This window comes from Blautia sp. An46, from assembly GCF_002161645.1.
Taxonomy (GTDB): Bacteria; Bacillota; Clostridia; order Lachnospirales; family Lachnospiraceae; genus Blautia; species Blautia ornithocaccae.
The window spans coordinates 52942-66894 of the sequence record NZ_NFIF01000013.1 but is presented as its reverse complement, the minus strand read 5'-3'; the positions used below and the strand labels follow the sequence as shown (position 1 = coordinate 66894).

13 protein-coding genes and 1 pseudogene are annotated in these 13953 nt (G+C 43.9%); 11 read left to right on the top strand and 3 right to left on the bottom strand.

Annotated features, from left to right (window positions below; translation table 11 throughout):
• Window positions 1-146 precede the first annotated feature (146 nt).
• A complete protein-coding gene (locus tag B5G00_RS11710) occupies window positions 147-1541 on the top strand; it encodes an ATP-binding protein (RefSeq protein ID WP_087272987.1) in 1395 nt (464 codons plus the stop codon).
• Window positions 1542-1763: 222 nt separating this feature from the next.
• On the opposite strand, the pseudogene B5G00_RS11705 reads toward B5G00_RS11710, so the two are convergent.
• A pseudogene (locus B5G00_RS11705) lies at window positions 1764-2054 on the bottom strand (IS66 family transposase); the annotation flags it as partial.
• On the opposite strand from B5G00_RS11705, the gene B5G00_RS11700 reads away from it, so the two are divergent.
• Complete coding sequence (locus tag B5G00_RS11700; protein WP_242971343.1) at window positions 1938-2978, top strand: tyrosine-type recombinase/integrase; 1041 nt, start codon at window positions 1938-1940, stop codon at window positions 2976-2978. The pseudogene B5G00_RS11705 and the gene B5G00_RS11700 sit on opposite strands and share 117 nt — an antisense overlap.
• 854 nt (window positions 2979-3832) lie before the next feature.
• On the top strand, window positions 3833-4630 hold the full coding sequence (locus tag B5G00_RS11695; protein ID WP_087272984.1) for a hypothetical protein: 798 nt from the start codon (window positions 3833-3835) through the stop codon (window positions 4628-4630).
• An 85-nt stretch (window positions 4631-4715) separates the two neighbouring features.
• Here B5G00_RS11695 and B5G00_RS11690 read toward each other — a convergent pair whose 3' ends face one another.
• Window positions 4716-5153, bottom strand: coding sequence for a cupin domain-containing protein (locus B5G00_RS11690; protein WP_087272982.1), 438 nt, complete (start codon window positions 5151-5153; stop codon window positions 4716-4718).
• Between the two features lie 13 nt (window positions 5154-5166).
• A complete protein-coding gene (locus B5G00_RS11685; RefSeq protein WP_087272979.1) occupies window positions 5167-5532 on the bottom strand; it encodes a MerR family transcriptional regulator in 366 nt (121 codons plus the stop codon).
• Window positions 5533-5862: 330 nt separating this feature from the next.
• On the opposite strand from B5G00_RS11685, the gene B5G00_RS11680 reads away from it, so the two are divergent.
• The 8 genes from B5G00_RS11680 (at window position 5863) to B5G00_RS11645 (ending at window position 13907) form a co-directional block, all read left to right on the top strand.
• The gene (locus tag B5G00_RS11680; protein ID WP_087272976.1) at window positions 5863-6909 is read left to right on the top strand and encodes an aldo/keto reductase; all 1047 of its coding nucleotides are present in this window, start codon (window positions 5863-5865) and stop codon (window positions 6907-6909) included.
• 31 nt (window positions 6910-6940) lie between these two features.
• Window positions 6941-7639, top strand: coding sequence for a carboxymuconolactone decarboxylase family protein (locus B5G00_RS11675; RefSeq protein ID WP_087272973.1), 699 nt, complete (start codon window positions 6941-6943; stop codon window positions 7637-7639).
• A 262-nt stretch (window positions 7640-7901) separates the two neighbouring features.
• Window positions 7902-8597, top strand: a complete 696-nt coding sequence (locus tag B5G00_RS11670) for a helix-turn-helix domain-containing protein (protein WP_087272970.1) — start codon at window positions 7902-7904, stop codon at window positions 8595-8597.
• A complete protein-coding gene (locus tag B5G00_RS11665; protein ID WP_087272967.1) occupies window positions 8594-8983 on the top strand; it encodes a DUF6483 family protein in 390 nt (129 codons plus the stop codon). The genes B5G00_RS11670 and B5G00_RS11665 overlap by 4 nt, the downstream gene beginning before the upstream one ends.
• 97 nt (window positions 8984-9080) lie before the next feature.
• Window positions 9081-9416 carry a PadR family transcriptional regulator gene (locus tag B5G00_RS11660; RefSeq protein WP_087272964.1) on the top strand — a complete coding sequence of 112 codons (336 nt, stop codon included), beginning with the start codon at window positions 9081-9083 and terminating at the stop codon, window positions 9414-9416.
• Window positions 9397-10743 (top strand): DUF2812 domain-containing protein, encoded by a 1347-nt coding sequence (locus B5G00_RS11655; RefSeq protein ID WP_162613503.1) that lies wholly within the window; start codon window positions 9397-9399, stop codon window positions 10741-10743. Before B5G00_RS11660 ends, B5G00_RS11655 begins: the two co-directional genes overlap by 20 nt.
• 152 nt (window positions 10744-10895) lie before the next feature.
• Complete coding sequence (gene brnQ / locus B5G00_RS11650) at window positions 10896-12236, top strand: branched-chain amino acid transport system II carrier protein (RefSeq protein ID WP_087272959.1); 1341 nt, start codon at window positions 10896-10898, stop codon at window positions 12234-12236.
• Window positions 12237-12287: 51 nt separating this feature from the next.
• Window positions 12288-13907, top strand: coding sequence for an amidohydrolase (locus tag B5G00_RS11645; RefSeq protein ID WP_087272955.1), 1620 nt, complete (start codon window positions 12288-12290; stop codon window positions 13905-13907).
• Window positions 13908-13953: the final 46 nt, after the last annotated feature.

The following is a 13953-nucleotide window of genomic DNA, read 5'->3' as shown; positions in this document are numbered from 1 at the left end:
TAGCTCATAGTTGTGTATGGTTCATTATATCTGAAAATAGTTATTCGAATAAAATCGAGTCGGGACAAACCGAATAAGAATTGAAAAAACACAAAAACATGTTATAATATATTCGAACGAAACCGAGTCGGAGGTGACCGAATAAAATGAAATTCATTGGGAGAAAGGAACAGCTGAGAAAGCTTAATCGAGCAATTGCCAACACTAATAAAGAGGAAGCGATGCAAACCGTCTTGATCTATGGTCGAAGACGGGTGGGAAAAAGTGAGCTGGTGAAGCAGCTTCTCAAAAGTACAACGTGCCAAAGCATTTATTATGAGTGCAAGCAGGTGGCAGAAGAAAGCAATGCACAGGGAATCTGCAATATTTTATCGGAAGAGTTACATCTTCCAAAACTTGGATATCAATCCATAGAGGAGGTTCTTGAGTACATCTTTCAAAGATCATGCGAAGAGAATATGATTTTTGTTCTGGATGAATATCCTTATCTGAGAGAAAACATCAAGGGAATGGACAGCATTCTGCAGGCGATGATTGATAAATACAGAGACTCTGCAAAACTTACATTTATTATTTTGGGATCATTTGTAGAAATCATGAGAAATCTGATGGAACCTTCCAATCCTTTGTATGGCCGTATTGATCTTACGATCAACCTAAAGCCTATGGATTATTATGAGTCTACAGAGTTTTATCCGGCATTTTCCGAGGAGGACCGAATAAAGATTTATTCTGTATTTGGAGGTATCCCATATTACAATCGTTTAGTGGATGATTCCATTTCTGTTGAAGAGAACCTGCTGGAACTTATGGTGGCTCCAGAGGCGCGTTTGGAAAATGAGGTTTCCATGTACTTAAACGCAGAAATCTCCAAAATTACAAACGCAAACGAGGTATTTGAAGCTTTGTCCAGGGGATATACCAAGTATAAAGATATTCTCGATCAATCTCATGTATCCAGTGGTCCTACATTAGTGGACGTACTTGATAAACTCTCTAAGATGGAGGTGGTCGAGAAAAGAACGCCGATTAATGATGAGGGAAATAAAAGAAAAGCAAGCTACCATATCAGTGATCCACTTTCAGCATTTTATTACCGGTATATTTTCCGGTATGCTTCGCAAAGAAAGATCATGGATCCGTCGATTTTTTATGAGAAATATATCCGCGAGGATTTTGAATCCTTCTATGTTCCGCATTATTTCGAAGAAATCTGTAAGCAGTACTTGATCCGAAAGAACAGGGCAGGAGAGATTTCTCCGGTGATTGAGAAAATTGGAAAGTACTACTATGACCTCCCGTCAGAGAAAAGAAACGGAGAATTTGATGTTGTAACACAGGACGAAAATGGATATGTTTTTTATGAAGTTAAATTTCGAAAAGAAACGATTCCGACGGCAATTGTTCGAGAAGAAATCGAACAGGTAAAGGCGACAGGAATGAATTGCTATAAATATGTGTTTGTTTCAAAATCTCCAGTTGACTTGGAGGGAATAGAAGAAACAGTGGAAGTCATAAGACTAACGAATTTATGGAATTGAAATCTAAGAGTTCTCTATCAAGGTCGTGTCCTCGAATATTCCATCATATTTATTGGTTACTCTATTTCAGATCCTGATGTTCAGCAGATCCTTGGCGATGCAGTAGAATGTCTTTCCTTAGATAAGATAGATTCTATTCAAAAAAAGGTAAGCGCCAAATATTAATGCGGTCGGATACAAAATTACCCCAGCCCTTTGCGAGTTGGAGTAATTCACTATAATTCACATGCGATTTTTGATAGATTGGAGTTTTTCACTCCAAGGGGCCAGCTCTGCAAGCTGTTCATCGGTCATATCTTTACCTGGCCGATGCTCCAGCAGAAATTTAAGATATCCGTAAATGTTCAGGCCGTGTGCTTTTGCCATCTCAACCATTGTGTAGACTACCGCACTGGCATTCGCTCCCTCTACGGAATTGCTGAACAGCCAGTTCTTCCGGCCTACTGCGAATGGACGGATCGCATTCTCGCTGAGATTATTGGTAAAGCTGCACCGCCCGTCTTCCAGATAGGTCTGGGCGATATGTACATGGCTGATGTGACGCAGGATGATATCAATATGGCACTGGTGCAGGTTTCAAAGAAATCTGAATCGGTATATCATTCTGTGGTGATGCTGCTGAAGTGCATTTTCTATTCAGCAGAGGACAACCATTTAATAAGGGAGAATCCAACGAAGAGAATCCCTTCCAGGGGAGGTATTCCTGAGAAGGAGAAGCCACCATTGACAGATGAGCAGGTGGAAATGCTTTTGGATGCAATCAAGGGCCTGCCGCCCTATGTGTTTGTAATGCTTGGATTATATGCGGGACTCAGGCGAGAAGAAATCCTGGGACTTAAATGGGATTGTGTGTTTCTGGATGAAGAGGTGCCTTATCTTTCTGTGAAAAGAGCCTGGCACACAGAGCATAATCGTCCGGTTATTACAGAACAGCTGAAAACGAAGGCTGCAAGAAGAGATATTCCACTTCCGGATTGTCTGACTGAATGCTTAAGAGAAGCAAAGGAGCAGTCGAAATCTGAATTTGTGGTATGCAATAGAGATGGAGAGGCCCTTTCCTATACACAGTTTAGGAGAGTGTGGCAGTATATTGTGACACGATCAACCAAGGAGAGAACTTATGTGAGATATGTGAACGGTGAGAAAATCAAGCATACAGTTACGCCGGTGCTTGGAGAAAAGGCTAAGCATAATAACACGGTTGTATATACATTGGACTTTCAGGTGACACCGCATCAACTGCGACATACCTATATTACAAACCTGATCGCAGCATCTGTGGACCCGAAAACAGTGCAGTATCTGGCTGGTCATGAGAGCAGCAAAATTACAATGGACATATACGCAAAAGTGAAGTATAATAGACCAAAGGAGTTGTACGCTGTTGTGAATGGAGCATTCGAACAGAGACAACTCGAGTTATTAAAGACGGAATAGGCCCCTGGTTTGGGGTGAATCAAGGGGTGAAGAAATTAGCGAAACCGCTAAAAACCCCGAAAAATAGAGAAAGGGAACGTGTGGTCAGACAAAATACGGTCTCAAAGCCGCTCGTCGTGCACCACAGTTCTCCAAGAGATAATCAAAGAGCCTGTGCTCGATTACAAAAGATTTTTATCCCGGAAGTTTCGGCTTCCGGGATTTTTTCAAAGGTAGAAGCTTCATTTAAATCTAAATTCATTTCTTAATTTTACTTTTCACTGACGGCAGGAATACTGCTGACACAAATCCAATATTCAAAATAATTCCAGACAATAAAGTTTAGAGAAAAATATGCTTAGATATGAAAATATTGATTCCAGGGGTGTAGATTTCAGAATTACTGTGGCCCAGATATGAGGAATATTGATATCGGTATAGAATCCCGAATTACTGCAGCCCATATAAGAGAAATACCGATTCCAGGGGTATAGAATTCGGAACTATTGCGGCCTAGATATGAGAATTGTCGATACCGGAGGTATAGAATCCCGAATTACTGCGGCCCATATAAGAGAAATGCCGATTCTAGGGGTATAGAATCTCGAATTGCTGTGGCCCATATAGGGGAATCGTTGATACCGGAGGTATAGAGCCTAAAATTACTGTGGCCCAGATATGAGAAATGCTGATACCGGAGGTATAGAGCCTAAAATTACTGTGGCCTAGATATAAGAAGTACTGATTTCGAAGGTATAACTCCTAAAATAGCTGTGGCTCATATATTGAAAATATTAATTTTAGAGGTATAAATACAAGTAAAAGGTTAACTATTAAATTTCAAGTTTACATTGTGAAAACAGGGAGGAATTCATATGACAGGTCTTAGGGAAATGTTATTACAAGAACAGGACCGGCTGGAGAAAATTCTTCAGAAAACCACGGAACGTCTGAAGGATGCGCCTCAGGGAAGACTTCGATTATCTACCAACAAGAAATGGACGCAGTATTATCATTGTGTTCCCGGCGGAAAGCAAAGTGGGGAATACATTGCAAAAACCAATGAGAAATTGATTTCCGGACTTGCTCAGAAGGACTATGACAAAAAGATATTGAAACTGACGGAAAGAAGGCTGTCGCAGATTAGGAAAATTACGGGAGATTATGATGAAAAAGAAATTGAGAAGATATTTTTGAAGGAACATATGACAAGGCAGAAGTTAATCGAACCGGTTGAACCTACATGGGAACAGCAACTAAAGGACTGGATATCCGAAACATATAAGGGAAAAGAATTTCAGGAGGGAACACCCCTGATTTTGACTGAGCGGGGAGAGCGGGTGCGTTCAAAATCAGAGAAAATCCTTGCAGACTTTTTTTGTCGGAAGAGGATTCCGTATAAATATGAGCATCCATTGTATCTGAAGCATTTCGGCACAGTCTATCCTGATTTTACATTTCTCTCGAAAAGAACAAGACAGGAAATTTACTGGGAGCATGACGGCAGAATGGATGATCCCATATATGCCCAGAATGCAGTAAGAAAAATACAAGCTTATGAAGAAAACGACATCTATCCAGGAGAAAGGCTGATCCTTACTTTTGAGACAGAAAGGACGGCATTGGATATGCAGCTCATAGAGAAACTTGTTTGCAGGTATTTGACAGAATAAGAGCTGCCGCACAGACAAAATTACGGCAGCTCTTATGGGAATTGACGGTTCGCATAACCAGCTATTTGTTGGCCCATGGTGTTATTTATTTTAATTTGGCATAGGTATCGTCATCTACAGCTTCCAGCCATTCGTTGCTGGTTTCTGTTCCCGGAGCCTCAAATGCGATATGAGAGAACCAGCTGTCTGCTTTGGCTCCATGCCAGTGTTTTACTTCCGGTGGGATTACAATGACAGTTCCTGGCTCCAGGCTTACAGGATCTTTGCCTTCTTCCTGATACCAGCCGCTTCCTGCTGTGCAGATAAGGATCTGTCCGCCGCCGGTTTTTGCATGGTGGATGTGCCAGTTATTGCGGCAGCCTGGCTCAAAGGTGACATTTGCCAGAGAGATAGGACATTCTCCTGGTTTTGTCAGAGGATTTAAATAAGAATTTCCAATAAAATACTGGGCAAAAGCAGAGTTTTCCTGTCCCTGACCAAATACGTTTGCCTTATCGAATGTTTCCTTGTCCTGAATCTTCATAAAAAATACCTCCTTAAATCGTTCTTTTGGTATCCTGATTTTTGCGGATGCTGTAGCGGAGATAGTCCAGATGACTTAGCTGCTTTTCACGGAAGTGGATATCCGCCAGAATACTCTGCCGCTTTCGCTCAAGGATATTCAGACACTGAGCTTTTGCGTCGCTTTTTTCCAGCAGCAATTTCATGTAGGTTTCTATCTCAGAGCTTTCAAAGCCGATATCGTGGAGAGTCATGATCATGCTCAGGCGTTCCAGGTCTGTATCATCATACTGCCAGGAACCTATTACTTTCTTTACGGCTCCGCATAATCCCCAGCGCTCATACTCATGAAGAATCTCAAGGGGTATGTGATAACGCTGGCTTGCTTCATCGATAGTCATCTTTTCACTCCTCTCTGCCCGCAGACTTTTTGTCCGCTGATACCATAAATGTAGGTGTCCATCTCTGAACACTTATATTTTAGTTCCTTTGCAAAAATCTGTCTAATGCTTATATTCAATCATCATAAATGCCTGAAAGATATTTTTAGACTTTTCCGGGAAAAATAGAAAAAAGGCATGAACAGAGATAAAACTTAAGCATTAGACAGGTAAAGAACCTGGAACTATAATTAAACATAGATAAAAAACTGTATTACCCTCAGTGTACAGAGGGATTTTTAGGTACTGAGAATAAAATCAGTACAGGACAAAACAGGGAGGTAAGCTTTTATGCAATATACAAAACTGGGAAATTCAGATCTGACAGTCTCCCGTATCTGTATGGGATGTATGGGATTTGGAGAAGCTGGAAACGGGCAGCACAGCTGGACCATCGATGAAGAACATTCCCGTGAGATAATTAAAGAAGGACTGGAGTTAGGGGTTAACTTTTTTGATACAGCAGTAGGATACCAAAGCGGCACCAGCGAGCAGTATGTAGGCCGGGCTTTGAGAGACTTTGCAAAGCGTGAAGATGTGGTAGTGGCTACCAAATTTCTTCCGCGGACACAGGAGGAAATCCGTCAGGGTATTACCGGGCAGGAACATATTGAACGGCTGATCAACACCAGCCTGAAAAATCTGGGATTAGACTATGTGGATCTGTATATTTATCATATGTGGGATTACGAAACACCTCTTTATGATATTATGGAAGGGCTGAATCGAATCGTAAAAGAAGGAAAAGCCAGGTATATCGGAATTTCCAACTGCTTTGCCTATCAGCTTGCCAAGGCAAATGCCCTGGCGAAAAAAGAAGGGTTTCCTAAATTTGTATCCATACAGGGCCATTACAATCTGATTTTCCGTGAAGAGGAAAGGGAAATGGCAAAGCTCTGTGCGGAGGACAATATTGCTATGACGCCTTACAGCGCTCTGGCAGGAGGCCGTCTTTCCAAACGTCCGGGAGAGACTTCCAAGCGTCTGGAGGAAGACAGTTATGCAAAGTTCAAATACGACGCTACAGCACAGCAGGATCAGGTGATCATTGACCGGGTGGCTGATCTGGCAGATAAACGGGGAGTATCCATGACAGAGATTTCTCTGGCCTGGCTGCTGACCAGGGTGACAGCACCGGTGGTGGGTGCCACAAAACTGCACCATATCCAGGGAGCGGCAAAAGCAGTGGATCTTGTGCTGACAGAGGAAGAGAAAAATTATCTGGAAGAGGCCTATGTTCCCCATAAGCTGGTGGGAGTAATGGCTCAGAATACACCGGCTGCAGCAAAACAGGAGCATGTATGGTCCACAGGCAGTCAGAAAATAGTGACAAAATAGAAAAATAAATAGATCGCAGGAGGATAATAAAATGAATTACAGAGAAACAGATCCAGAATTTGCAGAACGTTTTGAACATTTTACCTTTGAAGAGGTAGTCCAGGAAGAAGGCCAGCAGCTGGAAGAAACCACCCGCCATATGGCGATCATCGCTACCCTTTTAGGATGCCAGGGAATCGATGAGTTTAAGCTGGAAGTGCCACGGGCTTTGGATGGAGGACTTACTCCGGTAATGATCAAAGAGGTAGTTTATCAGGCAGTGGACTATCTGGGAATCGGCAGAGTCCGTCCTTTCCTGGATGCAGTTAATGAAATCCTGACCCAGAGAGGCGTGAAGCTGCCTTTAGAGGGACAGGCTACCACCACTATGGAAGACCGTCTGGAAAAAGGTGCACAGGCACAGGTGGATATTTTCGGCGAAGGAATGAGGGAAGCCTGGAAAAACGGCCATATCAACCGCTGGCTGGCTGCCAACTGCTTTGGAGATTACTATACCCGTACAGGTCTTAACCTGGCTCAGAGGGAAATGATCACTTTCTGCTTCCTGGCTGCTCAGGGAGGCTGTGAACCTCAGCTCATCGCCCATGCAGGAGGAAACATGAATCTGGGAAATGACAAAGAATTTCTCACGAAAGTGGTATCTCAATGCCTGCCCTATATAGGATATCCAAGGAGCCTCAACGCTATTACCTGTATCAATAAAGCGGCAGAGGCCAGAAAAGATTCCTAAAGGGACTTTGCAAAAAAATATTTATAAAATTTTTGAACATCAGGACAGTGCCTGGAACAAGGAGAGGTTGCCTTGGAACGGGGGCTGTCCTTTTTTATACCAGAACAGGAAATGCCTCAATGAGGTATGTAGCATCAAAAAGATACAGGATATATGAACAGGACATTTTATGTCTGGATAATTTTTCCTCATTTCACCGTTTATGTCCTGGTTTTTTTTGATTCGGCGATGTATCCTGAAGGCAGAAGAGGAGGTGAAGGCCATGGACATGAAAAAAATCGGAGCATTTCTGAAAGCCCTTCGCAAAGAAAAAGGACTTACCCAGGAACAGGCAGGTGAAATTTTTATGGTAACGGGACGGACAGTTTCCCGCTGGGAAACCGGTGTCAATATGCCGGATTTAGGACTGCTGGTACAGATTGCAGAATTCTATGATGTAGATCTTAATGAAATTTTCAGCGGAGAAAGGAGAAATGAGGATATGGATAAAAAACTGAAGGATACCTTATTAAAGGCAGCGGATTACAGCGAGCTGGAAAAGGAAAAGAAGGCAAAGGCAGGGAATGCAGGTTTTATGCTGATGTTTTCTGTCTGTGTAATTGCTATTGTAATACAGATGGCATTGACTGCAGATCTGGGAAGGGCGGCAGGAGAGACGGCAGCAGTCATTATCGGAGGAATCGTATATCTGGCACTGATCCTATATAATGGACTGTGGGAGAGAAGAACTGAGAAGAAGCTATGGCTTACAGATTTGGTAGTCAGTATCCTTTGCGGGGGATTTTTTTCAGTATTGTACGGCTGTTGTATACTGAAAATGGGAGCAGAGAGAATAGAGGCAGTACGTCTGGGCACAGAATTTTTTGTAGGAATTACAATTGTTGGATTCCTGATTCTGAGAGGGATTGCCTGTATCAATAAAAAGCAGAGGGACAAAGGGAAGAAGGTGGAACTGTGATCTACGAGGAAGAAGCTGATTATATCATGCGTATGATAAAAGAGATGGCCAGAGTTCTGTTTTCTCTTATGTTGGGAAAGAAATATACCCAGGTAGAACTGCCAAAGGAGAATAAGTTTTCCGTTTCGGGAAAGGGACTGGAGGATTTTACAGGACTGGCAGACCAGGGGAAGATCAATGAAGCGGAGAACATGCTTTTGGAATCTATAGATTATAAGAACCGGGAAGAACTGGCTGCGGCCATTCTGTTTTATGAATATGTCAGTGAAAAGGGAGAGGAATTTCTGAGAGAACACGGATATTCTCTGGAGGAGGCAGCAGAGGGAATGAAACAGATTGGGGAGCATGCCGGATATGGAGAACTTATAAAGGATCTGGAGCTGTAAATCTGAATCTTTAGGAAAGTCTAGCTTGCTATTATCGATATTCGATGTTATAATGAAATTAAGAAGAATATCGATATTCGATAAAAGGAGCGATGCTATGGCCAGAGCAAAGTTTCAGACTTTAACGGAGCAGATGTTTTATATCCTTCTCTGCCTTCGGCAGGAATGCTGCGGTATGGATATCATGGAGAGAGTCCGTGAGATGACAGAGGGCAGGGTGAACGTGGGACCGGGAACCCTGTATAATCTTCTGGACCAGTTCTCTCAGGCGGAAATGATCGTAGAGACAAAGGTAGAGGGGAGAAGGAAAAGCTATATCCTTACAGAGACAGGAAAAGAAGCACTTCAGGCAGAGTATGAGAGGATATGCGGTCAGGCGGCAGATTACCGCCGCTATATGGAGGTGCAGGAAGATGAGCAGGGGGAAGCTTGAACTCGTATGGACGTATTATTTTGACCATACCACAATGGAACAGCACTTTGAAAAAATGGCCAGGAAAGGCTGGATTCTGGATCGAATGGGGATTTTCTGGCACTACCGCTGGTCAGAGCCAAAAGAGCTTCATTATGCAGTAGCATATTTTCCGGGAGGCGGGGTTTATGCGCCTCCTACCGGAGAAGAGCTGACCTTTGAAGAATACTGCCAGATGGCGGGCTGGGAGCTGGCGGCAGAGCATGGAGCCATGAAGATTTTCTGTAACGAAAGAGAAAATCCCGTTCCTCTGGAAACTCAGGCAGATATTCAGGTAAAGAATATCCGCAAGGGTTCAAGAAGAGTCCGGATCGCAGATGGGATCCTGGGAATAATCGGCTGGCTGCTTACAATTTATTTCTTCTTGAGCCTTTATTTTGACGGAGCAAGGACTCTTTCTGACGGAAGCGGCTTAACTCTGGCCTTTACGGGATTTATGCTGGGAGTGTATGGATCAGTGGAATTTATCACTTTTCGGCGCTGGTATAAGAAGGCAAAAGCAAATGCTAAGAGAGACCAGTCTTTTACACCAACAAAAGGGTATCCGGCGCTTTCAAAAATAATTATGCTTTTGACCATGGCTGCTGTAGTTTTTTATGCCTTTACAGCAGGAGGCGGCCTGGTGCTGGCCGTACTGGCAGGATATTTTATCGTTTATTACTTTCAGGATATCATCAGAAACCGTATGCGGGACAGAGGCTCTGCCACTGCAGCAAACATAGGCGTAAATCTTGTCCTGGCCTTTCTTATTTTCTTTGTGGTGTTTAATGGTTATTACTATTTTAGTTCTTTTGAAACCGGAGATTATTATGAAGAAAGAGGATTTCACTTGCAGTGGCAGGAAAATCCTCTGACTCTTCAGGAACTGGCAGGACCGGAGTTTAATAGGAAGGGGTACATTGATACCGAGAATATCCAAAGCTCGGCTTTCCTTTCCAGATTGGAGATTGAACAGTTTTATGATGAGGCTTTGTCGGGAGCAAAGGGGACTCCGGGATATTATCTGGAATATGTGGTGACAAAGGTAAAGCTGGCTCCTTTTTACGAATTTGCCAGGTCCTCCATGGAAAGAACTTATAGAAGCGGAGAAAACTGGCAGACCATGGATTCCTGGGGAACGGGAGAGAAGAACGAGCTCCAGGCTCTGCAGTCGGCTTTTGACAGAGAAGGACAGAAAATTTTCCGCTATCTCCTCTGTATGGGAGACAGAATATTGAAAATAGATCTGAGCTTTGAGCCTACAGCCAGCCAGCAGGAGGTGATCCTGGAACGGCTAAGAGAGATTTAACAAGCATTGACAAAGACATGTAAACAAGAGTATTATATAGAAGATAAGCAATGGTGCTTCGGCCTCAGGCTGAGGCACCTGTTTTTTTATTGTTTGCTTTTACGCGATAAAAGATTAATGCGATAATACTGCGATTAAAGGGAGATGTACAGATGAAGAAAAATATGTTCAAAGACATTCTGATCACCGGATTTGCTATGTTTGCCATTTTTTTTGGCTCTGGCAATCTGATATTTCCGCCTCAGGTAGGGCTTCTTTCCGGTGAATATGTATTCTGGGCCATTGGAGGACTGGCCTTATCGGGAATTTTATTTCCCATGCTGGCAGTGGCCGCAGTAGGAAACGTAGGGTACGGACTCCAGGATATGATGAAGCATGTGACCAGCTGGTGGCATTACCTCTACATGGGACTGGGGCTGCTGGTGGTTATCTTCGGAACCATTCCCAGATGCGGAGGGGTGGCTTATGAGACAGGATTTGAGGGCATCTTCGGCTCCCTTCCGGTGTATGCAAGAATTCTCTTTCTGCTGATTTTTTTCGGCGTTTCCTATTACTTTGCCATGAATAAGTCTAATGTTATTGACCGGATCGGGAAGTATCTTACGCCGATCCTTCTGATCACCCTTCTGGTCATTATCCTTCTGGCAATTTTTCAGCCTATGGGAGCCATTGGAGGCGGCCTTCAGGAAAGCGGCCAGGAAGCCTTTCTCAGTGCTTTTCTCACAGGATATAATACCGGAGACGTGGGAACGGGAATTATCTGTGCAGGGATTTTTATAGCAGCTTTCCGGGAAAAAGGCTATACTGGAAAAGAAGAATATAAGAAAATGATGTTTGGAATCATTGTGATAGGTTTTCTTCTGCTCTTCATTGTCTATGGAGGCCTGGCCTATCTGGGAGCCCAGGGAGGAAGCGACTATCCAGCAGATGTGGATACTACCTATCTTCTCACAGATCTGGTAAGAAGGCTGGCTGGCTCAGGAGGAAGTATCGTTCTTTCTCTGGCTGTGATTTTTGCCTGTCTGACTACGGCGGTGGGCATGATCGCCACTACAGGACAGTGGGTGGAAGAATGGACAAAGGGGAAAATTCCTTATAAATGGGCTTCTCTGATAATCACCATTGCCATTTTTCTGGTATCTTCCACCGGAGTCAGCAATGTGCTGACCATTTCAGGGCCGATTTTCACCATTCTCTTCCCTATGTCTGTGGTAATGATGATACTGGGGCTGTTTAAGAAATTTGTGCCCAATGACGGAGCATGGAAGGGAGCAGTGATCGTATCTGCAGTTATGTCCCTTTTTGACGCTCTGAATGTGGCCCAGTCTTCCGGCTTGATACCAATAGATGTTTCCGGTATTATGAATATTATCTATAAGATACCTTTTGCCAGACAGGGATTCGCCTGGGCAGTGCCTACGATCATTGGATTTTTTGTGGGGGCAGTGATTTATAAAGTCAGGGGAAAGGAAAGTATTCCCTATACCATATGATGAGAAGCAGAGTGGGGAGTTTTCCCCGGACTATGGAGGTGCAGTACATAAATGAAAGCTTGTATTTATGAAAATGGAAAAATATTCACATCAGATAAGGAAAATCTGTATGGAGAAGCCATGCTGGTGGAAGATGGTTTTATCCGGAAAGTGGGGAAAGCAGAAGAAATAGAAAAACTGGCTTCCCAGGACTGCCAGAGGGTGGACCTTCAGGGCCATCGTGTGATACCGGGGTTTATAGATGCCCATATGCATCCTATGATGCTGGCAGACTACAGCCGGCAGATTTCTGCCCTGCCGCCGAAAATCCATTCTATTGAGGAACTGATCCAGGCAATACGGGAGAAGAGAGAAGAGCAGGGACCGGGGAAATGGTGCCTGGGATGGGGATATGATGAAGGAAAATTTGCAGAACGCCGTTCTATTAACCGCTGGGACCTGGATAAGGGATGCAGTGATTCTCCTGTGTCCATTATCCGGACTTGCGGACATATCCGCTGTGTAAACAGCAAGGCCCTGAAGATTGCCGGAATAGACAGGAATACCCCGGACCCGGAAGGGGGAGAAATCGAGAGAGATGAAAACGGGGAGCCTACAGGAGTTTTGAAAGAAAACGCCAGAAATCTGGTCACACCTTTTATGCCCGTATCGGAAAAAGAAGAAGCTGTGGAAAATCTTGTAGAGCTGGGGAAACTTCTTATATCCCAGGGAATCGTAGCGGTAACGGACATGGGAAATCTGGATGAGGGAGATAATTATCCGCTGTATCAGGAAGCGGCAGAGAAAGGATTTCTTCAGGAAGTAGGCGTCTACTATATGTGGGACTTTTTCATGGACAAAGAAGACTTTCAGATTCCTCAGAAGCGTTTTGATAAAAAGCAGCAGATTTTTGTTTCAGGGTTGAAACTTATCGGAGACGGAAGTGTTTCCGGAAGGACCGCCTGGATGGCAGAGCCTTATCTGAATTCTGATTCCTGTGGGATTTCCGTGTGCAGCCAGCGGCAGATGGAGACAGCAGTTGACTTCTGCAAAAAGAACCACTGCCAGCTTTCTATGCATGCCATGGGAACCAAGGCCATTGAGAGAGTAGTGGACCGGGCTGCCAGGGAAGAAAAGTGGAATCTGGGACCAGAGCCCTATGTACGGGTGGAGCACATTACCCTTCCATCTGAGGACAGTATTGAAAAAGCGGCAGGAAAAGGGATCGGATTTGTGACCCAGCCTATTTTCCTGTATGCGGAAATAGAAAGTTATCTGAAAAATCTGGGCACAGAGAGGATGAAGACCTGCTATCCAGTAAGACATCTTTTAGATAAGGGGGTACGGCTCTGCTTTTCTACAGACGCTCCGGCTACTTCCTGGGCAGTTCCCTCTGATCCTTTTACTAATATCAAGGGCGCTGTTACACGAAAAGCCTATGACGGAACAGACTGCGGCCAAGAACAGGGGGTAGATATAGAAACCGCTTTGCTCCTCTATACCAGGGAAGCTGGGGAAATGGCAGGATTTGACCGTCTGGGACAGCTGAAAGAAGGGTACAAAGCCGACTTTCTGATTCTGGACCGGGATATTTTAGAGATACCTGCCAAGGAGATCGATCAGGTCCGGGTAGCTGAAACATATATCGGGGGCCGCCGAGTTTATAAAGAGGGAAAGTTTTTCCCATTCTGAGTCCTATGGACGGATAATTATGAAAATAAAACACAAGGAGAGAAGC